General features: G+C 47.9%; 31 protein-coding genes. All 31 read right to left on the reverse strand.

What is annotated here, in order from left to right; genetic code table 11:
- Complete coding sequence (locus tag B4H10_RS05955) at positions 1 to 366, reverse strand: hypothetical protein (RefSeq protein ID WP_292018392.1); 366 nt, start codon at positions 364 to 366, stop codon at positions 1 to 3.
- On the reverse strand, positions 367 to 4,797 hold the full coding sequence (locus B4H10_RS05960; protein ID WP_292018393.1) for a transglycosylase SLT domain-containing protein: 4,431 nt from the start codon (positions 4,795 to 4,797) through the stop codon (positions 367 to 369).
- Entirely contained in the window at positions 4,798 to 5,196 is a 399-nt protein-coding gene (locus tag B4H10_RS05965) for a hypothetical protein (protein ID WP_162816251.1), read from the reverse strand.
- Positions 5,121 to 5,498, reverse strand: coding sequence for a hypothetical protein (locus tag B4H10_RS05970; RefSeq protein WP_113855926.1), 378 nt, complete (start codon positions 5,496 to 5,498; stop codon positions 5,121 to 5,123). Before B4H10_RS05970 ends, B4H10_RS05965 begins: the two co-directional genes overlap by 76 nt.
- Positions 5,499 to 5,560: 62 nt before the next feature.
- Positions 5,561 to 6,292 carry a phage tail tube protein gene (locus B4H10_RS05975; protein ID WP_292018394.1) on the reverse strand — a complete coding sequence of 244 codons (732 nt, stop codon included), beginning with the start codon at positions 6,290 to 6,292 and terminating at the stop codon, positions 5,561 to 5,563.
- Between the two features lie 10 nt (positions 6,293 to 6,302).
- Positions 6,303 to 6,716, reverse strand: coding sequence for a DUF3168 domain-containing protein (locus tag B4H10_RS05980; RefSeq protein ID WP_292018395.1), 414 nt, complete (start codon positions 6,714 to 6,716; stop codon positions 6,303 to 6,305).
- Complete coding sequence (locus tag B4H10_RS05985; protein ID WP_292018396.1) at positions 6,706 to 7,161, reverse strand: hypothetical protein; 456 nt, start codon at positions 7,159 to 7,161, stop codon at positions 6,706 to 6,708. The genes B4H10_RS05980 and B4H10_RS05985 overlap by 11 nt, the downstream gene beginning before the upstream one ends.
- Positions 7,154 to 7,501 carry a phage head closure protein gene (locus B4H10_RS05990; RefSeq protein WP_292018397.1) on the reverse strand — a complete coding sequence of 116 codons (348 nt, stop codon included), beginning with the start codon at positions 7,499 to 7,501 and terminating at the stop codon, positions 7,154 to 7,156. The genes B4H10_RS05985 and B4H10_RS05990 overlap by 8 nt, the downstream gene beginning before the upstream one ends.
- Positions 7,498 to 7,791, reverse strand: coding sequence for a head-tail connector protein (locus B4H10_RS05995; RefSeq protein ID WP_292018398.1), 294 nt, complete (start codon positions 7,789 to 7,791; stop codon positions 7,498 to 7,500). The genes B4H10_RS05990 and B4H10_RS05995 overlap by 4 nt, the downstream gene beginning before the upstream one ends.
- Before the next feature lie 17 nt (positions 7,792 to 7,808).
- Complete coding sequence (locus B4H10_RS06000; RefSeq protein WP_292018399.1) at positions 7,809 to 9,092, reverse strand: phage major capsid protein; 1,284 nt, start codon at positions 9,090 to 9,092, stop codon at positions 7,809 to 7,811.
- The gene (locus tag B4H10_RS06005; protein ID WP_292018400.1) at positions 9,082 to 9,801 is read right to left on the reverse strand and encodes an HK97 family phage prohead protease; all 720 of its coding nucleotides are present in this window, start codon (positions 9,799 to 9,801) and stop codon (positions 9,082 to 9,084) included. Before B4H10_RS06005 ends, B4H10_RS06000 begins: the two co-directional genes overlap by 11 nt.
- Complete coding sequence (locus B4H10_RS06010; RefSeq protein ID WP_292018401.1) at positions 9,782 to 11,044, reverse strand: phage portal protein; 1,263 nt, start codon at positions 11,042 to 11,044, stop codon at positions 9,782 to 9,784. Before B4H10_RS06010 ends, B4H10_RS06005 begins: the two co-directional genes overlap by 20 nt.
- Entirely contained in the window at positions 11,038 to 12,798 is a 1,761-nt protein-coding gene (locus B4H10_RS06015) for a terminase large subunit (RefSeq protein WP_292018402.1), read from the reverse strand. Before B4H10_RS06015 ends, B4H10_RS06010 begins: the two co-directional genes overlap by 7 nt.
- Positions 12,795 to 13,109, reverse strand: a complete 315-nt coding sequence (locus tag B4H10_RS06020; RefSeq protein WP_292018403.1) for a hypothetical protein — start codon at positions 13,107 to 13,109, stop codon at positions 12,795 to 12,797. Before B4H10_RS06020 ends, B4H10_RS06015 begins: the two co-directional genes overlap by 4 nt.
- A gap of 79 nt (positions 13,110 to 13,188) precedes the next feature.
- Positions 13,189 to 13,899 carry an HNH endonuclease gene (locus tag B4H10_RS06025; RefSeq protein ID WP_292018404.1) on the reverse strand — a complete coding sequence of 237 codons (711 nt, stop codon included), beginning with the start codon at positions 13,897 to 13,899 and terminating at the stop codon, positions 13,189 to 13,191.
- On the reverse strand, positions 13,899 to 14,249 hold the full coding sequence (locus tag B4H10_RS06030) for a hypothetical protein (RefSeq protein ID WP_292018405.1): 351 nt from the start codon (positions 14,247 to 14,249) through the stop codon (positions 13,899 to 13,901). The genes B4H10_RS06025 and B4H10_RS06030 overlap by 1 nt, the downstream gene beginning before the upstream one ends.
- Before the next feature lie 126 nt (positions 14,250 to 14,375).
- Entirely contained in the window at positions 14,376 to 14,810 is a 435-nt protein-coding gene (locus tag B4H10_RS06035; protein ID WP_292018406.1) for a DUF1492 domain-containing protein, read from the reverse strand.
- Positions 14,807 to 15,037, reverse strand: a complete 231-nt coding sequence (locus B4H10_RS06040; protein WP_113855912.1) for a DUF3310 domain-containing protein — start codon at positions 15,035 to 15,037, stop codon at positions 14,807 to 14,809. The genes B4H10_RS06035 and B4H10_RS06040 overlap by 4 nt, the downstream gene beginning before the upstream one ends.
- A gap of 439 nt (positions 15,038 to 15,476) precedes the next feature.
- On the reverse strand, positions 15,477 to 15,668 hold the full coding sequence (locus tag B4H10_RS06045; protein WP_292018407.1) for a hypothetical protein: 192 nt from the start codon (positions 15,666 to 15,668) through the stop codon (positions 15,477 to 15,479).
- Positions 15,665 to 15,868, reverse strand: a complete 204-nt coding sequence (locus B4H10_RS06050) for a hypothetical protein (RefSeq protein ID WP_113855909.1) — start codon at positions 15,866 to 15,868, stop codon at positions 15,665 to 15,667. Before B4H10_RS06050 ends, B4H10_RS06045 begins: the two co-directional genes overlap by 4 nt.
- Complete coding sequence (locus B4H10_RS06055) at positions 15,865 to 16,419, reverse strand: hypothetical protein (protein ID WP_292018408.1); 555 nt, start codon at positions 16,417 to 16,419, stop codon at positions 15,865 to 15,867. Before B4H10_RS06055 ends, B4H10_RS06050 begins: the two co-directional genes overlap by 4 nt.
- Before the next feature lie 15 nt (positions 16,420 to 16,434).
- Positions 16,435 to 16,656, reverse strand: coding sequence for a hypothetical protein (locus B4H10_RS06060; RefSeq protein WP_292018409.1), 222 nt, complete (start codon positions 16,654 to 16,656; stop codon positions 16,435 to 16,437).
- Positions 16,653 to 17,060 carry a hypothetical protein gene (locus B4H10_RS06065; protein ID WP_292018410.1) on the reverse strand — a complete coding sequence of 136 codons (408 nt, stop codon included), beginning with the start codon at positions 17,058 to 17,060 and terminating at the stop codon, positions 16,653 to 16,655. Before B4H10_RS06065 ends, B4H10_RS06060 begins: the two co-directional genes overlap by 4 nt.
- 57 nt (positions 17,061 to 17,117) lie before the next feature.
- Positions 17,118 to 17,459, reverse strand: a complete 342-nt coding sequence (locus B4H10_RS06070; RefSeq protein WP_292018411.1) for a hypothetical protein — start codon at positions 17,457 to 17,459, stop codon at positions 17,118 to 17,120.
- A 2-nt stretch (positions 17,460 to 17,461) separates the two neighbouring features.
- A complete protein-coding gene (locus tag B4H10_RS06075; protein ID WP_292018412.1) occupies positions 17,462 to 17,725 on the reverse strand; it encodes a hypothetical protein in 264 nt (87 codons plus the stop codon).
- 22 nt (positions 17,726 to 17,747) lie between these two features.
- The gene (locus B4H10_RS06080; RefSeq protein ID WP_292018413.1) at positions 17,748 to 18,656 is read right to left on the reverse strand and encodes a DNA cytosine methyltransferase; all 909 of its coding nucleotides are present in this window, start codon (positions 18,654 to 18,656) and stop codon (positions 17,748 to 17,750) included.
- Positions 18,657 to 18,668: 12 nt separating this feature from the next.
- Entirely contained in the window at positions 18,669 to 19,139 is a 471-nt protein-coding gene (locus tag B4H10_RS06085) for a hypothetical protein (protein ID WP_292018414.1), read from the reverse strand.
- Between the two features lies 1 nt (position 19,140).
- Positions 19,141 to 19,620, reverse strand: a complete 480-nt coding sequence (locus B4H10_RS06090; RefSeq protein ID WP_292018415.1) for a hypothetical protein — start codon at positions 19,618 to 19,620, stop codon at positions 19,141 to 19,143.
- Position 19,621: 1 nt separating this feature from the next.
- Positions 19,622 to 19,882: a hypothetical protein gene (locus tag B4H10_RS06095; RefSeq protein WP_292018416.1), complete on the reverse strand. Its 261-nt coding sequence runs from the start codon at positions 19,880 to 19,882 to the stop codon at positions 19,622 to 19,624.
- A gap of 1,216 nt (positions 19,883 to 21,098) precedes the next feature.
- Positions 21,099 to 21,869 (reverse strand): HNH endonuclease signature motif containing protein, encoded by a 771-nt coding sequence (locus B4H10_RS06100; RefSeq protein ID WP_292018417.1) that lies wholly within the window; start codon positions 21,867 to 21,869, stop codon positions 21,099 to 21,101.
- On the reverse strand, positions 21,862 to 22,113 hold the full coding sequence (locus B4H10_RS06105; protein WP_292018418.1) for a hypothetical protein: 252 nt from the start codon (positions 22,111 to 22,113) through the stop codon (positions 21,862 to 21,864). Before B4H10_RS06105 ends, B4H10_RS06100 begins: the two co-directional genes overlap by 8 nt.
- Between the last annotated feature and the right edge of the window lie 8 nt (positions 22,114 to 22,121).

Below are 22,121 nucleotides of genomic sequence, written 5' to 3' on the forward strand. Positions count from 1 at the left end.
TTACACCTCCTCGAACTGCAGTGTTACGGACCATCCGGTGGGATGGTAATACTGCCCCGACCAGTCACCGGCGAACCGCACGGTATGCGATTCGCCTAATGAATAATCAGTAAATGTAAACATATCAGCCGTACCGACGGATTTATAGAACGTACGAAGCGTCTGGTACTGAACATCGGTCAGATTAGCCCACGAATACGTCCACGTCGATTTCATCCGCGTATTCCGCGGACGCGTCTGTTTGTATCCGCCATCGGTTTCCGTTGATATCGTACTAGGCGATATGGTTTCGACATGCGTATTGCCGATGTTGGATGCCGACTGAACCAGTGGTTTCGGTATTTCATCCAATGGAAAAACATTCATTTATTTCACCCCCAGCGCGGCTTTCAGGTTAGTCGCAGAGCCATCGACGTTATTATTGACGTCTTCAACAACAGCGTTCAGCACCCAGCGACGCAGATTGTTGTCGTAATGACTATCCTTAACGCTGACCTGACTACTGCTGTTATTAATAATATTGACAACGGGAGCATTCCCACCGCCTCCACGGGCCGCTACGATGCCACTGGCAATACGGGAATAAGTATCGCTATTAAGCGGGAAAATACCTTCTTCGTCTCGTCCCTCACCAATCATGGCCAACGTTGGGGCTGTAACGCGACCACCGTCTGCCAATTTAGGTATTTTCGGAAGTCCCTTGCCGGAATACCAGCTACCGTCTGCAAATTTAGGTATTTCCGGAAGTCCCTTGCCGGAATACCAGCTACCGTATCCGCTCGAATAATTCCATCCGGCTGAACTTGCGCCTATGCCCATAAATCCGCCCAGTAAGCCCATAGTAATCTTTGCGGCCGACCATTTCGCCACAATACTGGTAATCGTCGTCAGAATGACCTTGCCCATGTTCTCAGCTAGTTTTCCGACATTTTCGATGTTACTGCCCAGGTCAGAAAATACATTCGATAGACCTGATTCTAGAGAACTTGCGGCTTCAGACGCGATATCCATTGTTGAAATATTCGCATCTTTCCACAGGCTGTAGAACTCTGTCATCGCCTTTCCTTTTCCTTCCCAGTCGATACCAGCGAGGCCCTGTTTCAACTTCTGTCCGGTAAACAACTGATTGAATTCCGACATGTTCCGATTCGATATAGCAGACTGCACGGCCTTATCAAATTCCTGTGCCCGTTCCTGTTCCCGTTTCTGGGTTAGTTTGCTTACTTCAGCCGTATACCATTCTTCAACGGCTTTCATAGCTTCGATATCGTTCTTGTGCTGAGCAACGGCCTTGAACCGCTCCTGCTTTTCTTTCTCCAGCCGTTCAACAGCCGCCTTTAATTCGGCGTCATACAGCGCAGTATAATCACCTTTTACTTCAGCATTTATTTTAGCCGTTTCATCCTTTAATTTCTGCTGATTCTGTATCAGCTTCTGGTTCACTTTATCAAGTTCGGCTGTGCGATACTGTTTCAGCAATTCTTTGGCATACGACGTATCGACGCCACCGACATTATCGACGGCACGAATTTTTTTCATCTGATCCGCAACGACTTTCTGTACTTTAGCAAGGCCTGATTCGTATTCTGTGCCCGATTCTGTGTTCAGTGCCGCCTGCAGTCCTGTAACAATATCAGCGTAATCTTGTTTTGCCTTAGCCAGTTTCCGTGCCGCTTCCGCCGCGGCTTTATTAGATGCCGTTTTCCCGACCAGCGTTGATGTTACCTGCATATTGCCAGACGCTTCTGCTATTGATCCATAGCCCTGGATGCCGCCAAACGTCGAATTGAATTCATCCAGTGACAGGTCATGGACACCAGCAGACGACTGTCGGGACCGGACCATGCCATTGCCGATATAGACGCCGACATGCCCCGGTGTGTCTACCAGATCGCCGGGCTGTAAAGCACCACGGACAGCATCCAGGTTACCTTCGTGATACGCACCGAGAGCTTTGAAATCCTCATCGTTAACGACACCACCACCAGCGAATGGATTTTGACGGCCTAGTGACGAAAACACACGTTCATACAAATCATGAGTAAAATCATCACACCAGCCGTCAACATCATTACCTAACTCACCACGCCACTGTTCGCCGTCATAATAATCACTCATTGCCCGATAAGCGACATATTCGCCGACCGGGATATCATACGCTACAGGCTGTGTGTTAGCCGTGGACGACCCAGAGACCTGCGTTGCCGTCATGGCACTCATGTAACCCATGACGTCATTTACATATGCCTGATTACTGCCAGTGGGATGACCGGCGTTATATGCAGATATCGTTTGCGATACGTCGCCATACGTATTGTATAAATCGGCTAAATACGCCGCAGCCGCCAGTATATTCTGATTCGGGTCCGAACCTTCGCCATAACCCTGACCGCCATTATACGTATCAGCAATATCCTGCGATATCTGGGCAAGTCCGTAATGTGCATAATCTGACGACCAGTCATTGCCCGGACCTGTCCGCCCATGGCTTTCCCTTTTGATAACGGCCGCCAATAATCGCGGGTCGATTCCATGATAATTGGCTGCGTATTCGATTTGGTTAGCCCATTGTGCTAATTCCGGGTCGTCTTCAAAGGAATACCTGGTAACGGTCGATGCCGCTGTTGATGCAGAAGACTTCGAGCTGCCAGATTTTCCACTGCCACCAGACCCGCCGCCTAAATCGCCGAGGTTAAATGCGGCTTTAATTTTTTCATTTACTTCATCCTCTTTGGCTTTCGCTTCTTCTGCAGCCTTTTTTGCCTGTTCGTAATTATAGACTTCACTGCCTTCTTGCTGGCTTAGTCCCGAATAAGCCGCTGCGTACGCAGAATCGCTCTTATCGACTCTTTCCAGTGTTGCCCCGCCATTACCCACATCACCAAGACCCATCGGGTCTACAACGGGATTTTCGTTTTCTTTAATATAACGATAAATCTCGCCGCCTTTACTGATATAAGTATAGCCGTCATCACCAGTCCAGGTATTATTTTTCGCCGCTTCATATTTCGCATTAAAGTATTTAAATGCCCAGTACGCAGCATAAGACAAGGCCAGTGCTACACCCATCCAGCCGCCGGCCATCATAGACAGCGCAGACGTGACTTTGCCGATAGCGCCGAATCCCTGGGCCGCTGCCCCTACGGTTTTCGCACCAGTTTTTACTGCCTCGGTTCCAGCAACGACATGCGCCTTAGCAGTATCTTTCGCCTTCCCCTCTACCTGAGCCAAACCACTAGCAGCCATGGTACTGGCGGCTACGGATTTTTCACCGGCGGCAACTTCTGTCGCACCCAGTTCGGCGTTGCTTGCCATAACGCTTTCATTGCTGGCGATTTTAGCCGCACTGGCCTCTTCTTTTAAGGCCGCACCTTCCTGCGCCGAAACGCCGGTCTGCGCTTCTGATTCACTGACACCCGCGTTGTTGGCAATAACTTCCTCGTTAGATGCCATCTTAATGGCATTCGCTTCCTGCTTGACGGCCGCCGATTCCTGTGCCGCCGTTCCAGTCTGCATTTCTGATTCGCTGACATTTGCATTGCTGGCCAGCATCCGGGCGTTTGCTTCCTGCACGCCGGTTGCGGCCTCCTGGGCCGCAATATTTGCCTGCTGGAACGCCGCCGTCATTTCTGTGCGGATGCGTTCCGACGTAATAGCGGCCTCCTGCCCTATCTGCGTGAATTTTTCCGTCAGGAATGCCTGCATTTCCTGCGCTGATAGGTTTTCCTGCTTAGCCGTGCAGATTGCTTCCCGCCGCCTTGCGGCGTACATCTTTTCTGCGTCGGCCTGGGATTTCTTGATAATCCGTTCCTGTTCGCGGGACAACCGTTCTTCCTCGCCTGTATCAGCAGATGGCTTTAGCGTGCCTTGTACTTTATCGTAAATTTCCTTGCCGGTATTAATCGCCTTACGGGCGACTTTCATCGCCTCATACGCCACTGCTAGCTTCGTAATTTCTACGATCGTACCACTGACCAGCTCTTTATTGTTTCGTATCCACCCGGCGACACCCGCAAGGTCCTTTTCAACGGACGGAAGTAATTCTGATACCAGTGGTGCCAGTGCCGCCCCGGTCACAATACCGAGCTGGCTGAACTGCATATTGACTTCTTTCATATCCATATAGGCTTGATGCATTTGATTTACATCAAGACCAATAGACTGGATATGAGACGCCCGTTCTTTCGCCTCGTTGTATTCAATCAGCGTTTTCGTCAGCGCCATGCCGCGGACACCGAGAGTATTCATAACGAATTCCTGGCCCTGACCAGCTTCCCTTGCCCGGTTATATCCCCGTGCCAGTTCAGACAGCTGTTCATTCATCGGCTTCAGCCGGCCGTTAGCATCTGTCATCGACAGCCCCATCTGGCTCATAATGGCGCGTGCCTTTTCACCTGCTTCACCTGATGCTGTCAGTGTCTTATCGAACCGCATGATGGCCGATGCCGCCGTGTTCACGTCGCCGCCCGTAAGGCTCATAATACGGCTCATTTCCGTTGCCTGACCGGCGCTTATCTGATATTTCTGGCTGAGTTCATATACTGCCTCACCGGCATTTACGGCGCTCTGGACAACAGCATTCAGGCCAAAACCACCAGCGGCAAAGCCAGCCAGTTTCGTAAAGCTAGACGTAAGTCCGATGACTTTACCGGTAACATCATCGATGCTTCCTGAAAATTCTTTTACCGGGCTGACACTGAACGTGTTGTTTATCGTGTCTTTTGATTTATTCAGTTCAGAGGACAGTCCAGAACTGTCCGCCCCGATTTTAATTAATAAGTCTGCTATCGTAGACATTTACTGCCTGTCCCCCTTTTTCATAACCGGCATTCCCATCGCCTTTAAAAATTCGTCCCGTTCGCTGGCAAGGTCTGGTTTCTCTTCCGGATGCAGTCCGTAATAAATATCATCTGGCTTGACCGGTGCCGTAGACAGTGCACTCATCAAGCAGGCCGTAAAATACGACTGCCGACGGTCGGTTTCCTGCCGACGCCGCATATAACCGGCCAGCAGTTTATTGAATTCGCCAACCTGCAATGCGGCGAATCCGTCCGGGCTAAGTGCCAACGGGCCGTATGCAATTGGCTCAACCGTTTCAATCCATTCTGTGGCGGAACGTACTACTTTTTCTGTTCCGCCATTCTGGCGTTTTTTGGTTTCAGCCCCGGAAGCGGAACGAACAAGCCTGTATTCCACACCGCTCTGATAAAGAGCGCGGTAGCTTCATCGTAATTATGACCGCTGTCGCAGTACGCCTGCAGAAAATCGTAGCATTCGTCATCAGTGCGCTTGCCGTGTTTGTCGTCATGAATGCCCCAGCGGATAAGTTCTACTAGTTCATCGGTCATGATATAAGATACTGCATCATCTACCGTATTGCCTGACATGATAGATAATACGGAATGGCCGATACCGCGTTCAAGCATACGCAGGTCGCCAATCGTTAAATATAACGGATACTGCTTATCTTTTATCTGTATCGTAATCTGTTCTTTCATGGATATCTTCCTTCCTATAATAAAATAAGGACGTCATATAGACGTCCTTATCATTTTGTTTTTTATGCAGAAACGGTGGCTTTTACCGCTACTTCTACATCGGCGGTCAGCTTAACATTAAGCGTAAATGCCGCTTTCTTCTTTGTCAAATATTCTTTTTTGATTGTCAGTGTGCCCTTACTATATGTGTAATCCACATCCTGTGTCAGCTGATCGCCATCGCTCGTTGCAATAGAACGCGGGAATGCGTTCGTTGGCGTAATATTGACCGTAGCGTCTTTTGCGCTGGCAGAACTAAAGGTAATCGTCGGCGATGCGATAGTCGGCGTGCCGACTGTCTGTACGTCGCTGATAGCGCCCTTGCCTTCCAGCGTAATTTTCAGCGTCGACACGCCGTTATAGCTATGGTCTTCATCAAGCTGGGTAATCGTTGCCCAGCCGGTACGATACGAGCCGTCCGGATATTCCTGACGGATGAAAACAGGCTTACGGTGTGTGTAGCAGTAATCAACGATTTCATATGCGTTATCATTCAGGATGAATAATCCTTCGTAACTCATCGACCACGACAGCATACCGGGCAGTTTGTCAGAAAAGTCCCCACTGTCCTTGCTAGTGGCGTCGATGCTATCGGCCTTACGGGAAAGCGGGTTGTTACGCTGGCCGCCCAGCAGTAAGAATTCGTTCTGATCGGTAGATTTACCAATCAGAAGCAGAGTATCTTTCCCGGCGACGGCTTTGATGTTATCGTCCATTACGGGAAGGTTGCTGATTTGTTCCTCTGTTAATGCCATATTCTACCTCCTAATTCAACTGTTCTACGAGATATTCGACCTGGATAACACCATGATAGGCCTTATCGCCATTCTCATAGAGTTCCCCGGTCGTCTGATAGAGAGAGATGATCGCCGTTCCCACCTGCCGGAAGCCATCCATGGATAGCTGATATTTCGTCAGCAGGGTAACGACGTCGTTCATAATACTATTTACTTCTTTTTTGCCCTTCTGGGCACTCCAGATATGGAGCTGTTGCGACACCTGATGCATTACGACCGTTTTGTTTTCTTCGGCCGGGGCGCCGTGGAATTCGCCCAGCCAGATATACGGCATGATTTCCGTACCATCAGGGATGCTGTCATAGACAGGAATCGTCTGCCCCTTGTGCAGGAGCTGATATAACCCTTTTTGTATTTCGTTGAACGGGATTCTACTTATCATGGCCTACTGCCTCCTTGACAGCACGTTCCAGCTCTGGCCGTACGGCGTCCATTGCTGGTTTCATGAACGGATGCGCCGCCCGTTGCGGAATAATGGCATGTGCCGCGAACCATCCTTCTGCTCCCGGATGCAGGGCCTTTTTCCGTGTCGGGATTACAACCGACCCGGCTGCACCGAATTCAATGATATGGGCGATGTGGTCCATGGCCTTAACGTAGCCCTGCAGGCCGTGCGGTGTTGTCCGGAATTCCTGTTTGATGCTACCGGCCAGTTTTCCGGTTTTCTTTGGTACACGGGATACGGCGCCCTCGAACACACGCCCTGTCATGTCGCGAATGACACCATCAAGGCGTTGCCGGGTAGCAGCGTCGTATTTCGTGATATCTCCCAGTGCTTTTTTGACCTCGGCCGTGATGTTCGTCGAGACCCAGAACGATTTAGCCATTATGCACCACCGCCTGACAGGTAAGCGTCATATTTCGCGTACCGGACATATCAATATGCAGGATTTTGTACCGCTGTCCCTCGTATGTAACAATATCATTGGCATTAACGACACGTTTACGGATAACAAATCCCTGCGTGATGATAGATGCCGGCCCGCCTCCCGATGTCTGTTCAGCGAAATGTGGTTTAGCCATATACGCCCAGACCGTTACCTGTACAGGATGGCCGCGATCAATATAGGTACCGCCCTGGCCATCATCCTGTTCTGGATACGACAGAATCGTAATGCGCCGGTTCAAATCGCCCGACCGTAATTCGCCATAGCTATTATAGTTCATGGCGTGTCACCTGCCGTCTGGCTCAGCCGCAGCTGATGGATGAACCCATTGAGCATCAGCCCTGTATTTTCAGAAAGGTTGGTCAGCAGGTCGGGCTGATCCATCATTTTAGCAACATAACTGATGATTACCTGCCGATACAGGGCGTTGTTATAATCTTTTTCTACGCCTGCATTGCTCAAGTAAATTTCAGCCGCCGCTTGCAGGTCCTGCGCGTTCTGCAATTCTTCATTGCTGTCGATATGGAGCAGACGTTTCAGATCATCTGCTGGAAATGTTGAATCAGCCACCTGCCGTCACCTCCTTTCTAAGTTGTTGCTTTCCGTTTGATACGGAGGAAGCCGTTATAAACGGTAACGTTACCGCCAGCATAAACATCGCCACGGTTGCAGATCATGCCTTCCTTGAACTTATACTGGTCGGACTGAGCAACTTCGATGTCGGCAAACGTTGCGATAGTGTAATTCGAGAGAGAACCGTAAGCCATGCAGTAATCGGCCGTCTTCTTAGTAGAGTCAGTCAGCTGGTTGCAGGCACTGTTGATAATGTACGGAATACCGTTGATAGTGCCCGTATTGCCCTGGCTCTTGATATCGTAGAATTTCTGTTTTGTGGACGTACGAACGGAAGCAAATGCCAGAAGGTCGAGCTTGTTCAGGATGAGGACAGCCGCATCTTCGACGTCTTCCTTGCCGCCGTAGTTAAAGATAATCTGGTCAAGCGTCGTATCATCAATGCCAGGCAGCGTAAGATCCGTATTCGGGTCGATAGCTGTGGCCTTGTTGGAGAAGATGCCGACGAAGGAGTTGGTCGCACCGCTGCCGAGCAGGATTTCTTTCGTCATCTTCGCACGGATAGAGGTGCGGATAGCATTCTGTACATAACCAGCATAATCGGCGTTCGGCAGTTTCAGCATTTCACGGGAAATTTCGCTGTATGCAGTAATCTTCGATTTCGTCATAGCAGCCTTACCGAACGTTACATCCGTATCAGATGCCGCAGCCCCTTCAGCCGTATATGCCCCATCGGGGATATCGATGCGATACGGTTCTTCATACGATTCGCCGCCATTGAGGTTGACATGTTTTACACGGTCCACCAAGGACGACACGGTATTAAATCCTTCGTTGATTGTAGAGCTGTCGAATGTAGGAACGATAATCGTCGGTGTAGACGTCAGGATGGAACGTTTTTCATGCGGGAACAGACCTTCTGCGGCAAAACGGACAACCGTACCGCGCTGTTTAAGGTTGGCACCGCGCTGTTCCATTTCCGCCCGCGCATCCTGTTCACGCTGTTCGTTGGAAACAGGAGCTTTCATAGCTCCTGCCGGAACGTTGGCGCGTTTTTCGGCTTCTTCGTTCACAGCTGCAGTACGGTCATCAACGACCGGTTCCGGCTGTTTAGCGGCACGTTCTTCAGCGGCCTGTACTTCTGCCTGTGCACTTCTCAGCGTATCAATCTGTTCGCGGCATGCCTGGATGTCGTGATTAATCGAGCGAAGTTCGTTTACATCTTCCGACGCTTCCGAGCGTTTCACAAGCTCTGCCATGCGCTGCTCTAATTCAGTGATTTTCTGTTTAAAATCCATGTGTATACCCTCCTGCTAAAATACGATTCTTCAATTTATATGCATCACGCAGTTCGCTATCCAGCGATTCATTGGCCCGGCTGTCCAGCCCTGCTTTGGCCCTGGCGCTCTCCAGCGCTTCTCTGGCACTTTCCAGTACCATCTGTTCGGACCGCGCGTTGATGTCGGTATCTTTATAAGCGGGGAATGTAACCGCGCTTATTTCAAACACTTTCGAAATTTTAAGGATGTGCCGTGTCGGCATATCCTGGTCCAGGTCGGTCCAGCGGTCTTCCTGGATACGGAAACAATAACTCATTCCGTCAATGTCGCCGCGCTGAATAGCGGAATAGAGCTGACGTGCTTCTGGATTATTCTCAGTATCGACGGATGCGGTAAATGCCAAACCAACGTTATCAATAGTAAGTGTCAGCGTGCTGTTTCCGTTATTATTGCGACTCCGCGCCAGCGGAATCTTACGGGAGTCGTGATTAACAATAAACGGTACGTCCGTCAGGTCACAACCATCAAATGCCCCCGGCTCAATAATTTCATGGAACCAGTCTCCAATATCCGTCTGCCGGTTATATACAGCGGCATGACCATCAATAATCCGTTCACCTGGCTCGCCATCGCCGCCTGAACGGATTTCGGCTCTCAGGTTCTCGATTCCGAACCAGCGCCATTCAAACGCCTTTTTCTTCAGTTCATCAATCTTTGGATTTGCCATCTGGTTTTTCTCCCCCTTTAGTATTCAAATACAACTGATAGCTATCAACAAGATTCTGATTGACGTAATTCAGACTCTGCAGACGACGGTCGCCACCCTCGAACGGTGGCATACCGAACATCGCGCCTATCTGATTCAGCGTCAGAACACCGGTATCATGAGCGATTTTAGCCAGCTCGATCTTCCCATTCGTTGACAGGTGACTCAGCTGATTATAATAACACCGTACGCGGTGCCCCACGTCCTGTTCCCGTTGCGTAAATAGCGCCGCTGAGAACGCCTGTTCGATTTCTATAATGGATTCCTCGACACAAGACTGATAAAACGCGTCCTGCTGGTCGCCGGTATAATCACCGGACAAAACCGCCTCAGATATGCCATATTTTTCACGGATATCCGATTTCAGAAAATTAAGCGTTGTTTCCGGGATGACCGGAACGGCATTATTAATCGGCACATATTCGCCAGCCAGATCCATGGCCACGACGCCGCTTTTTGACTGATGGATATGAGATTCAAAGTCTTCCATGGATTTCTGCAATTTATCGTTGGCGATAACCGTCTTGTTGATAAGCACCCCGCGTATCTGCAATGCACTAATAATGCTCTTTGCAACACCCTGTTTCGCCTCATCAAGCACAGACAGCGTCTGCAGGGTATCCCTGTCGTCAGCAAGACCTAAATCATCGCCGCCGCAAAGAATCGTATTCGTACCGCGCCGCCAACAGAGATGGATAAGGTCTCCCAGCGGAACCGTATCCGTCGTCCCGTCATGCCACCAGAATTTGACGTACCATGTACCATCGTCTACCGGCCCCATCTCGACGCTCTGCGGATTCAGTGGATACATAGCTGTATAATAACGATGCACAGCCCCTTTATTGTCCGTGATTTCGTACCATTCCGGGAAAATCCAGCAGTGACGGGTCTTCATTTTTAGCCATTGCACACATTCCAGGAAATCCTTGGTGGTCTGCAACGGGTTCGGCCGGAACCGGAACAAACGGGAAATATCATCATTCTGTGGCTGTACCGCATCATTCGTGTCAATAACGGATACGATTTTGATTTTCCCTACTTCTTTCGCTACGCGGTTGATGCAGTTATTCACAAGATCCGATAAGTAGATATCCCTGCCGAATTGTTTCATGACTGCGATATTTCCGGTATAGATGGATGTCATGAGTTGATCGTTCCGGTGTTTCTGGTATTTAGTTAACAGGGTAGAAAAAAATTTCAGCACCGGATGTCACCTCCTGCGGGTTCCGGAATAATCAATTTCTGTTGTTCGTGATATTCTGATTTAAATCGTCCGTAAGCGGCATAGGCAATAATAAATCCCAGCGCCCCGTCAATGCGGTTCTTTGACTGGCCGTATACCTTAACCGGCATCATCTGGCTGAGATTGTTCATTTTAAATGCCGTATTAGACAAACACCATTTATCGATAGGGTTGTTATTATAGTTTAACGTTTTACGTTTGAGGTCGCTTTCTAATGCAGACATGGGATTCGACAAAGACAAATAGTCCATAATGATACGCTCAAGGACTTCCTCACCGAAATATTCACCGATGATTTTCTTGAAGTCCTTAGCGTGCCAGTTGTCGTATCCGATTTTAAACGGTATAGCGTGATATTGTTCATACAGCGACAGGAACCAATCGGCGACCATTCTTGCATCGACTTCCGACCCCGGGCAGATAGTAACAAGACCCTGACGCGCCCATTCCCGGTAATCACGTTTTTCCGGATTGAGTGCCTGCTCGCTGTCGGTATCCAGTGCACTTGCCTTGATTTCCGGAATGAAATACATGGACAGCGTTCGTTTCTTCCGCGTCCACGGATCAACGAACAACGCCTTGGCGCTGCACAAATCGGTCGTTTCAGCGAAATCAAGGGAGCCGATATAATACTGTTCGTCGATTTCTTCCGGCTCGAATGTCTGTTCATTCTGGATAGTAGCCGTATCAAGCCATGCCGCCGCAACGCTCTGTTTGATATTGAAATCCTTGGCCAGCACGAAAGCCCGCGTCTTCCGGTTCGTCCGAGCTTCATCGACCATCTGACGAAGGAAGGACCATTTCTTAATTGTTCCCAACCCGGGATTCGCTTTATACCAGGACTGTTCGTCCTGGAACACTTCCATCTCGGTATCCTGCTGATATAGGAATATCAGCCATCTGGGCATATCGACGTCGCCCGTTAATACCTGTCTTGCAAGCCGCAATCGTTCATCAAGATATCCATCTTCTGTAAATCCTTCTGTCGTAATTTCAATATAAAGCGGCTCGTCTTGTGTAGACAAAGCCTGACGGATAGGCATGACCAGCGTATTATCCTGCATTTCATGGACTTCATCGACGACCCCGATGGAAATATTCTTCCCTTCCTTGGCGCTCTGCCGGGCCGACAGTTTTTTAATGGTTCCTTTATTCTGTCGGCTGAATTTTCCCCGCGCATGCTTCTGCCTCTGATTTCCCCAGAATATACCTTTCTGATTCTTATGGGTACACCGCGACAGTTTCGGCGATTCTTCGCGCATGTCGTTCGTGTTTTGGAACAGCAGGTCGGCCTGGTCAAAATCGTTAGATCCGAACAAAATATTGCCGCCCATTGGACCGCACACCCATTCAGCTAATGATATCGCTGACGCCAGTGGCGTCTTACCATTTTTTCTGGCTTCTATTAACAGCACATCCTGATATTTACGCACCCACCGCCTAAGTTCTTCGTCATAGATATGTGGCGCGAAAATCGCCTCAATGATGGCCTTCTGAAATAATTCAAGTTTAAACGGCTTACCTGCAAACGGCGCCTGGCCATGTCGCAATTCGTGCTCAATGAAAGCAATACGTTTATTCGATGCATCGTAATCCATGCGCACGTCGTTGTTATGTATATTATTCATAAGCAGGTTTAGCTCTGCCTTAATATATCGCCCGGCAATGATATCTCCCGATTTGATTTTTTCGTAGTATTCCTGTATATAACTCATTCGTACTCGTCAAGTCCAAGGTCTTCATCCTCAACTGACCGGCCGAGAATACCAGCCAGTTTAAAAATAATATTCGTATAATTCGCCCGCACCTTTGGGAGCATCCGAGATACGGGCAGTTCTTTCTGGCGTAGCGGATTATTTGGATCTATTTTTACCAGACCAGTTTTATCTACAATTTCATGGAGCCGGTCCAGTTCGACACGTAAACGGGCCGCTTCTGCAATCGCTCCATCTACCAGCGCCAGCTGATTTTCATCTACGCCATCGAAAAGTTTTTTGATTCTCTCGTACTCTTCTCCTATTTCCATCAATCTTGCCTCCATTTTCAAAACGTCATCAGAAAAGTCAAAATTTTGGTACAGATGAAAAAAGAGTTCCCTCCACGGTTCAGATTTTTTGCGATTTTTCTTCTGACCCGGGGGGCGGTCCATCGAATTCATCGAACCACCGCTGGATATACCCAGCCCATTCGCCTGCCAGTGTTCCCCGCGCTCGTTTAGCATTGAGGATACATATATCATATGGCTCATAGCACAAGATACATTCGGCTCCTAACCGTACTGCCAGTTCGTCCCGCTCCAGCTGATGCGGAAACCCACCGATGATGTAGGCGTCACCCCAGTGCCCGACACGCCTGGCAATCTGGTCATACAGCAGTCTGCGAATGCCGAATACATTAGCCTTTAACTGATCCGGCTTATCATATAACGCACACCCAGACACCGCCTGATATAACAGGTCCATATCGACGACGAGGTCGCCGCGATGCATCATCTGCCGAACCAACGTTGTTTTGCCGCTGCATGGCGGACCATACACTATATATATACGATGGACGCCCTTGCCAAACCGCTTATGAGCGGCATTGTGGCAGTCGAAGCAGATGAGCTCGACGTTATCAGGATTAAGGGCAATAGACGCATCGTGTACCGTGTCCGGTGTTAGTTCCTTGATATGATGCGCGATGAGCTTCGAGGTGTCGAACAGATAATCCTTATGGCAGACAGGACATACCGTCCCGCGCTCCTGAATGAGAGCCCGTCGCAGTGCGCGCCACGCTTCTGATTTGTAGAATTGTACCGCCCATGACTGTGCCATTAGAACTCTTTCGCCTCGACTTCCCGTTTACGCAGTTCGATATTAGCCTTATCTACTGCCTGTTTGTGCGTATCAGCGTCCGACTGGCCCAGATAGTTCTTGCCGAGGAAAATGGCCATAGCCGCCGATTTCTCCGCCAGGTGGAGCTGTATACGCCTGAGACTGGCCTTCCCGCCTTCTCGTTTTTCTTTGTAAGTTTCGGAGAATGTTTTTCCATATGTACGTTTGCACCAGTTGCTTAACGTCTTATCACTGGTTCCAAACCACGAACAGATTTCTTTTTCTGTACAGAACATCTGACAGAGCTTTTCGAACTGTTCTTTATCGAATTCTTTCCGGGGCATTGCCATGGTCATCACCTCCCTGCGATGGATATAAAAAAGGACATCCGATTGGATGTCCTTATAGGTAGAGAAAAACGGAGGCGTTTCATTTTTCATCTTTTCCTAGTTTATATTATACTACGTTTCCGCGTCTCATGGAGTCCCAATTTGTCCCAACTTATGATAATACGGAGTGAACTCCTGGATAGCCGCCATACGCATACGATAGAACTGAGACCGGGACACATGCATATCGTCTGCTACCTCGTGGATATCCCGACCACGGACGTAGACAGCAATCAGCAGTTCCTGCCCGATGCCATCCGGCATGGTCCGTATCAGCCGCCTCGCTACTGCGCGCCGGTTAATGAGTTCGTCCCACTCCCGCTCGATTTCAGCTATGATATCATCAAGACGTGCAATCTTATCGGCAATATCGGCGGTATGCGTTCCACTGACGTGGTCCTTGCTATAGTCAATAGCCTGGATAGAACATATATCCTGCTCGACACAGGCACGTTCCTTTTCCTTCATCCGGAGCCGTACATCCAGTCGACGGATGGATTCCAGATATTCTGTAGCTGTCATTCATCGTCCCCCTTGAAATACCGGATGAGCATATCCATATATTCTCTTGCTTTTTCCAGGTCTTGTACCATGTCGCCTTTCCGCGGATACCGGTACAGATATTTAATAATATTACCAATACAGTATCCTTCATAACCGTCCGAGCCATCGGTCATAGCGCTAATAATCGTCAAGCATTCTTCGCCACGCCATGTATAATGGTCTGGATGATGAACTGGTTCTGTCATATTATCACCCCCTGTGTCTCATAAAATCACGAATGGTAAATACCAGCCATATCGTTGCGGCCGACCAGACGGCAAACAGCGCGCCGGCAATTAGCATAAAAACCATTAATGTCATACGCTATCACCTCTTAGTTTTGCCATATACATACCGTAAGAAATGCCAAGCTCACGGGATTTGCGAATATGCTCGTCTAGTCTGGAACCAGAATGAACTTTTCGCTGTTGTTTTGCCTGCCGATAATACGCTTCTTTCTGACGAATATTACTCCCAATATGATAGCATACCTGGCCGCAGTATTTTTTGCGTCCTCGTACACGGGAACCGCATACCGGGCATCTGCCGGGTATGGGATTCCAGATACGCCGTGCGATTTCGTTCTCGCATCGCTCACATAGATTGCTATTTGGCATAGCGGACGCGCCACAAACAACGCATGCTTTACTCATCAAGTATCACCTCACAATGGACGACCGACCCGTCTGCCGTGTCACAGGTATACCTAATGACCGTAATATCCGGACCAAACGGATGTCCGTCCATGAAAACGGCTACCCGCTTCAGCTTATTTGTAACTGCCACCGTATGCCCGTACGCATCTGTCACAACATAATAGGTTTTCCGTTGGCTCATTTCGATTTCCTCCGTTTCCCCGTAACACTTAGATATTTCTGCTCGATGCAGTAATCGTTGCAGTCATGTTCGGCCTGTGCGCCTTTGTAGCGCCAGGGGAATTTCCGGCGTCTGGCCGCCTGCTCCTTTCGGTCCGCTTCCATTTCTTCTGGTGTCATTTGGCGAGTAATACACTCGCCAGGTTTATAGTAATTTTTCATGGCTCCCACTCTCCCGCTGCGACATTTGCCAACGCTTTAATAGCAAGCTGATTGACCGTCATGCCTTTCTTTTCGGCTACTGTATCCAGCCGCTGATATAAATCGTCCGTTGCTACCAGCCGTATGATGCGGCGCATCTTCTTGTCAGCTTCTTCCGCATCATATTGAGACCGCGGGCCGTATAGCTTTTCGTATTTTCGTTCGTCGAAGTCACAGGCCATAAACCGTGTCAGTTCGTCCCATGAAACTGTTACGTTGACGCACGACGCTATCCGGTTGATTTTATCGAACGCCTGCTGGCACCGCTTGACTCCGAACCCGAATTCATCATGTAAGGCATTCATAACGATCACGATCATATAATCCAGTGCCTGCGCCGTTATCTGGTCTTTTATCGTAGCCAGATATTTATTGAATTGCTCCTGATCTTCCAGCGAGCGGACACTATGCCGGCCTTTCAATCCCCGATATACATCACTTTCGATTCCGCCGCCTAATAACGGATGTGGCTGTTTGTTGAATCGCTTCTTTGCTCGTGCGGCATATCCCATACTATATACTCCTTTCTATTTCCAACTGACGATATATGGGTCGCAATGATCCGTTGGCGTAACCTCATATCCCAAGTCTTTTAGTATCTTTATTTTTTTTTCACGGCGTCCACCCAGCGCAATCCTGGTATCGAATTCTCCCCGGTCAGCCGCTTCCTTGATTTGTTCCATAACATAGGCCATTTCTCGTAGTTCACTATATGTTTTCATTTCCACAGCAGTGTATGTTTTTATCATTCTTTGCCCCTTTTCTGTGCCATGCGAGCACTTTCAGTAATCGGCACGGATGCTTCGGTCGGCAGATAGATAACCTGGTTCGATGTTTTTTCGATGGCTTCGACCCATTTTTGTTCCATAGCTTCCGGATACTGCCGAATACTTTCGCCTAAAATCCTATTGGCTTCGGCCTGCTTGCTGGCTTCTTCATATATCTTGTCTAAAAACTTTCTCGTCTCTTCCTGACTAGAGATATGTTCCAGCACCGTGATGGCCATGTTTTTCGCCCCAATATATGCACCGTAATCAAATGCTGTGAAATCGTCTTTGTGTCCTGCCAATGCCGCTTTTTTCGTTCTCAGCGTCGTGATGCAGTGGTCTAACAGCACGTCATGCATGGCGTTGATGAGATTAGTTTTGTCCATACGTATCACCTCGCCTTTTAGCCGATTTCTGGAAATAGTTCAAATCTTTCATTATGTTTAACCATCCATCGAATCAATGATGTCGTACGCCGCGTTAAATTCATTTGGTCCGGCTATTGTAAATACGCCTTTTGGACTGGCAAGTAAATACTTGTCTCTATATAACGTCAGAAGTTGAGCAACATCAATACCATACCACCCCTCACCTGCGATGCGAATTGTGAGGCTACCTTCTTTCTGCTTGCATTCAGCGCGACTTTTCTTGCCACCAACGGTTACAGATATTCCATACCCGCATTTAGCGGAGACTATATAAATAATTCTTGCAATACTGCTCACGCTTCCGTCATACTGTGTAGCAAACGTCGCGTCTTCCGGTTTCTGCACTTCGTATATCATGCTTATACCTCCTTCAGTCTTTCATCAATCTTTTCTTTCAGCTGTATCCAGCGCTTGTCTATATCTGCATACAAGCTATGATAAAACCGGTTTTCTTCACCTATGTCCCGGCTCATAATAGACAGATACTTCTTGTCCATAAGTGGTATCTTCCGCTCTATGTATTCGATTGTCAGTCCTACAATATAGCTATTGCGTGTTAACGCATAGCGTAAAGCGGATACCAGCATTTGTTGAAAGTCATCATCCATTGGTACTTGATACATTCGTTGTCACCTCCATGGTATTTTATAGCAATGCATTAAATATACTTTCGAAAATTGGTACAGGTATTGAGTTACCGGCCTGCTTATACAGCGCTCGTCTGGAGTTGACGCCCGCGGCCGCTTCAAAATCTTCGTCGCTGTATCCTTGTAGCCGCCAACATTCTTTTTCAGTCAAGTATCTGTATTTTCCATTACCTATGGGGAAACACCCACTTCCCGGCGCTCTGTCTGGTCGTTCTGTGATTGTGTAGCAGAAATCTTTAATGATAGGTAGCCGCTTGATAGTTCCTTTTTTCCCGATTGCTCGTAACATGCTGGGCGCCTTGACGGTATAAAAATCGTCCACCTGGCCACTCTCTAAGTAATTAGCAATGGGTTGCATCGGCTTCCGTTCGAGTGTATCAAAGTCAAAATCTTGACCGCCCAACACCGATATGGTGAATATTCGCTGTCTGGCTTGAGGTAGGCCGAAGTCTCTAGCATCCAACATGCTAAAGTTGCTTGTGTAGCCCAGCTTTTTCAGCTCATCCATGTACCGCTCATGGTTATGCACCATGTAGCGACTTCTTACATTCTTCACATTTTCCCAGATAATAACCTTGGGACGCCATAATCCCATGTTTTTAACGATATTCAGCGTTTCCCACATGAGCGACGATCGAGTGCCACTCCCTGGGTCTGCCCCTTTTTGACGCCCTGCAATAGAGAAGTCCTGACAGGGGCTGCCGTGAATAAGGATATCAGGCTTTAAGTTCCATCCGCGGACGTCCTGCGTTTTATATGGAAGTTCGCTATTGAATATGGCATTGTAGCTACGCACTGCTTTTTCGTCGATTTCTACGTAATCTATCGCTTTTACGGGAATACCTAAATTCCGCAATGCAACTCTAGGGCTGCCGATTCCGCCAAACAATTCTAATATTTTCAGCAATCAAATCACCTGTTATTTCTCTCTATGTTGTGTTTCATGCACTATGCCATCGAATTCCATTTCATAATCTGATAGTTTCGTTGCTCTGCGTGCCCTTGCCTGGAATTCTTCGATATCCGTAATTTTATAAACACCTGATGTGTATCCATGCTTGTCTTCCCATTTTCTGTATGCGTTAGTAAGCATCTCTTCCAGTTCATAGATATCATCAACAGTCGCGTTATCAATTAAATCAAATGGGAGTTTTGTGTCTGCTTTTTTCGCCTCATTGGCTTCATCAAGCCGTATCTGGTCAATAACCTGTGCTGCATCAACGGTGGGTATGTATTCGTTAATCCGTCCGATAAATACCCGTTCTGTCTCATCTATTTCTGCATCTTCCATCGCCGCTTTTAGCGCATCTTCTTTTGATACGTATTGAAAAGGCAGAAAACTCAGTTCGTTATCAAGGGAATATGTCCACCACGGTGTTTTTTCCCACATGCTATTCACCTCTCTTTTTTGCAGACTGTATTTCCAGCTCTGGGTATTCCATTACGGTCTTTATCGCATCGGCGACGAGTGCGCACACCATTTCATCAACGTGCTTATCTCCGCTCCAACGGTTCCAGTCCTTTTTGTACCGGTATAATCCCTCGTCAATCATTTCTTCGATTGAGTCGGTATCTGATATATCTTCCAGATACACCTCGTTTTTATCGTCGAACTCTTCCCGTATGTGTTCGTTTACAATTTGTCTCCCTGATATTTTAAAATTCAGTTCCCGGATTAAATTAATAAACGAAAGTTTGTCTTCCACGATGTATTCCGGATTTGTTCCCTTTGTGTAATCCCTGAACGACTTCTTAATCTGCTCCCTGAAGCCTTCCCAAAACTCAAACTGATGGAATTCACTCATATCATGCGGGAAAATCGTAATCGCAATACCCCGTGGAAATTGCAAAATGTATCTTTCTGCCATCATGTTATTCGCCTCCGCCGTTAATTACGTGATAAGCTATGTTGCCGGCCGCTTCGTCTATCTCATGTAAGAAAGCTTCCACCTCGTCAGGAGGATTTCCATGTAATACAAGACGCGCGAACAACTTTGTAGTGTCGTATACCTCTTTCGCCTCTGTTGCTGATTCAACAGTACCTTCTCGATTTAAGTAATAGAGATACGCGAGTAATCTGTCATGGATATCTTTTAATTCTTCTTCTGTAATCGTTTCTCCACCTATTTTCATATCTGTATTCTCCTATACCAACCACCCGGCCGGACACCGTTCTGCTGACGGTTCACCGGCCATTAATGCGCATTTATGTGGCGTGTTAAAAATGCAGTTTTGGCATCCTCCGTCGGTATCATTTAGCATGTAATCACAATACATTTTGATTCTTTTAGCATATAACAGTAATTCTTCTTCGCCCGCTGTCATATTTTTCATGGTTTCCTCCTCAATACACAAACACGGCATTTCTTCGCCTCTCAGCTTGTAGCACGCATGGCTGAGGGCGCATGTATCACACGTGTGTTCTACGCAATATCTAATGATCGTCATTGCCGCGTGCCTGGCCTCTACGTCAGTTATCATATATGTTATACCCCTCTATTAATTTACTCAGTCTGGTTAGTTCGGCACGCAGTATCCGTATCCTATCCATCGCGGCCGTACGCGTACAGCAGTGTGCAGGCCACTCAGGCTGGAAATTTTTATATATCGCATCATCGGTATCCCTACACAGACGGTCTGTCATCAACCGGATTAATCGTAATTGCTCAATCAGTTCTTCTTGCTTCATCATTCTATTCACCTACCCTACTGTTCTATATCCCGTCCGGTTTTAATTTTTCCGGACATTAACTCTGGCAACGTTGCATCTCGCATCTCTGCCAGCAACATATTTTCTCGTTGATTTAGTGCTGTTTTAGCATCGGTATATCTTTTACCGTATTCACATTCAATAATGTCACTAATTGTGATGTGGCATCTTTAAGTTCCGTTTACTTCCACCTTTCAAAATATTATGCTATCCCATCGTCTATTCGTCATATACTCCTTTCCTGTTGCACAATCGCTATAACCATATCGAGTGATATCCCGTCCCTGGCTGCCCGCCGCTGTAACAATGCTCGGGTCATGCCGTAACTCATATGAATAAACCGGCCGATTCGTTCGATTGCGTCTATCCGGTCACCATGTTTATATTTACGCATTCTCCCGGCTTTTTGTTTCTTTAATATTTCCCCAGAGTGAGCTTTGTAATATTTGCGCGCCAGGACCGAATGAGCAATGTTATAGCAACGGTTACTACAATATTTATACTTTTTGGATGGAATACCACATATAGGACATGTACCGTTTTTTGGCTTCTGAATATCGCGGAGTATACGTTGGAAACAGACGGGACATATTGTTGCATTGTTCTTTGATTCGAATTCTTTGTTGCAAGCCACACATATCATTTTCGTCTCCTCCGTTTCTTGCTCTGTTCTGATTTTTTCAGCATTAGTTTCGCAATTTGGATACCTGCTTTCGTGTACTCCGGATTATCGAATTGCAAGTGTTTTTGGCACATTCTGGCGTGTTCGGCCCGCGTAATCAATGCCAGATTATTCAGAGAGCAGTTCTGTTTATTTCTGTCTAAAAATATCAGGCAGTACCCAGGCGGAATTGGTCCGTATGCCTGCTCCCATATCCACCGGTGTTTCAGTATCATATATTTCTCTCCCGGCGGCTTGATATGCACATAGCCATCTATATCAACCGATTCATAATTTTCCGGTCTCGTATTATGTGGCATGTGGCCGGGCCGGAACTGAGTAGATCTGCCGCCGGTGCAGCATCCTTTCATTCCTTTGTTCCATGGTACGTTTCCTTTCTTAAATTGTCCGGTAAGCCCGGAATTCATTTTGTACCGGTTACGCATATTCTTTACCTGGTCAAGCGTCATATAGACCCCGAACTGTTCCAGTATCTGTTTCTGCTGATCCTCGTAAGACAAGCCATGACAGTGGTCTTTAAGCCATTGATACTGCTCTTTCGACAGCAGCGGGGCACCGACCCCTGTCTTAAGTCCCAGGTGATATAAGTAATGCGACACCCGGGATGGCGGTATGGCGTAGCCGAAGCGCTGGGTCATCTCAGCGGCGAGGTCTTTCGGCCAGCGGCCTTTATAGTTAGCTTGCAACCACAGAGCCTCGGCGCTGTTCTTGCGCCAGATCTTAGTCATCGTCGTCATCTCCTGTCATGAGCATCTTCGGCGCTTCGGAGTCTTTTCGGTACATACCGTCGCTCCGGGCAAGGGCAGCCTTGAGTACCAGGTTTCCCGTTGCAATGATGGATTGACTGACATCAATAACCGCATCAGTTTTACGGATTTCTTCGTCCAGTTTTTCTCCCGTCAGGTTTGGATTATCGAGCGCACGCAATCGCTGGAAAAGAATGTCATTAAGTTCGCCTAAATCGTTTCTCATGCCTGCCT

This window comes from Megasphaera sp. UBA4382 (assembly GCF_002391155.1).
Classification (GTDB): domain Bacteria; phylum Bacillota; class Negativicutes; order Veillonellales; family Megasphaeraceae; genus Megasphaera; species Megasphaera hexanoica.

Excerpts from the sequence above, each read along its gene's own strand:
- B4H10_RS05955 (WP_292018392.1), bottom strand. The coding sequence starts at position 366 with ATGAATGTTTTTCCATTGGATGAAATACCGAAACCACTGGTTCAGTCG.
- B4H10_RS06070 (WP_292018411.1), bottom strand. The coding sequence starts at position 17,459 with ATGATATACGAAGTGCAGAAACCGGAAGACGCGACGTTTGCTACACAG.
- B4H10_RS06005 (WP_292018400.1), bottom strand. The coding sequence starts at position 9,801 with ATGGCAAATCCAAAGATTGATGAACTGAAGAAAAAGGCGTTTGAATGG.
- B4H10_RS06030 (WP_292018405.1), bottom strand. The coding sequence starts at position 14,249 with ATGGCAATGCCCCGGAAAGAATTCGATAAAGAACAGTTCGAAAAGCTC.
- B4H10_RS06100 (WP_292018417.1), bottom strand. The coding sequence starts at position 21,869 with ATGACTAAGATCTGGCGCAAGAACAGCGCCGAGGCTCTGTGGTTGCAA.
- B4H10_RS05980 (WP_292018395.1), bottom strand. The coding sequence starts at position 6,716 with ATGATAAGTAGAATCCCGTTCAACGAAATACAAAAAGGGTTATATCAG.
- B4H10_RS06000 (WP_292018399.1), bottom strand. The coding sequence starts at position 9,092 with ATGGATTTTAAACAGAAAATCACTGAATTAGAGCAGCGCATGGCAGAG.
- B4H10_RS05975 (WP_292018394.1), bottom strand. The coding sequence starts at position 6,292 with ATGGCATTAACAGAGGAACAAATCAGCAACCTTCCCGTAATGGACGAT.
- B4H10_RS05985 (WP_292018396.1), bottom strand. The coding sequence starts at position 7,161 with ATGGCTAAATCGTTCTGGGTCTCGACGAACATCACGGCCGAGGTCAAA.
- B4H10_RS06045 (WP_292018407.1), bottom strand. The coding sequence starts at position 15,668 with ATGAGCCAACGGAAAACCTATTATGTTGTGACAGATGCGTACGGGCAT.
- B4H10_RS06020 (WP_292018403.1), bottom strand. The coding sequence starts at position 13,109 with ATGGAAATAGGAGAAGAGTACGAGAGAATCAAAAAACTTTTCGATGGC.
- B4H10_RS06035 (WP_292018406.1), bottom strand. The coding sequence starts at position 14,810 with ATGACAGCTACAGAATATCTGGAATCCATCCGTCGACTGGATGTACGG.
- B4H10_RS06040 (WP_113855912.1), bottom strand. The coding sequence starts at position 15,037 with ATGACAGAACCAGTTCATCATCCAGACCATTATACATGGCGTGGCGAA.
- B4H10_RS06095 (WP_292018416.1), bottom strand. The coding sequence starts at position 19,882 with ATGAAAATAGGTGGAGAAACGATTACAGAAGAAGAATTAAAAGATATC.
- B4H10_RS06090 (WP_292018415.1), bottom strand. The coding sequence starts at position 19,620 with ATGATGGCAGAAAGATACATTTTGCAATTTCCACGGGGTATTGCGATT.
- B4H10_RS06050 (WP_113855909.1), bottom strand. The coding sequence starts at position 15,868 with ATGAAAAATTACTATAAACCTGGCGAGTGTATTACTCGCCAAATGACA.
- B4H10_RS06085 (WP_292018414.1), bottom strand. The coding sequence starts at position 19,139 with ATGTGGGAAAAAACACCGTGGTGGACATATTCCCTTGATAACGAACTG.
- B4H10_RS05960 (WP_292018393.1), bottom strand. The coding sequence starts at position 4,797 with ATGTCTACGATAGCAGACTTATTAATTAAAATCGGGGCGGACAGTTCT.
- B4H10_RS06105 (WP_292018418.1), bottom strand. The coding sequence starts at position 22,113 with ATGAGAAACGATTTAGGCGAACTTAATGACATTCTTTTCCAGCGATTG.
- B4H10_RS06075 (WP_292018412.1), bottom strand. The coding sequence starts at position 17,725 with ATGTATCAAGTACCAATGGATGATGACTTTCAACAAATGCTGGTATCC.
- B4H10_RS05970 (WP_113855926.1), bottom strand. The coding sequence starts at position 5,498 with ATGAAAGAACAGATTACGATACAGATAAAAGATAAGCAGTATCCGTTA.
- B4H10_RS06055 (WP_292018408.1), bottom strand. The coding sequence starts at position 16,419 with ATGGGATATGCCGCACGAGCAAAGAAGCGATTCAACAAACAGCCACAT.
- B4H10_RS06025 (WP_292018404.1), bottom strand. The coding sequence starts at position 13,899 with ATGGCACAGTCATGGGCGGTACAATTCTACAAATCAGAAGCGTGGCGC.
- B4H10_RS06015 (WP_292018402.1), bottom strand. The coding sequence starts at position 12,798 with ATGAGTTATATACAGGAATACTACGAAAAAATCAAATCGGGAGATATC.
- B4H10_RS06065 (WP_292018410.1), bottom strand. The coding sequence starts at position 17,060 with ATGGACAAAACTAATCTCATCAACGCCATGCATGACGTGCTGTTAGAC.
- B4H10_RS06060 (WP_292018409.1), bottom strand. The coding sequence starts at position 16,656 with ATGATAAAAACATACACTGCTGTGGAAATGAAAACATATAGTGAACTA.
- B4H10_RS05990 (WP_292018397.1), bottom strand. The coding sequence starts at position 7,501 with ATGAACTATAATAGCTATGGCGAATTACGGTCGGGCGATTTGAACCGG.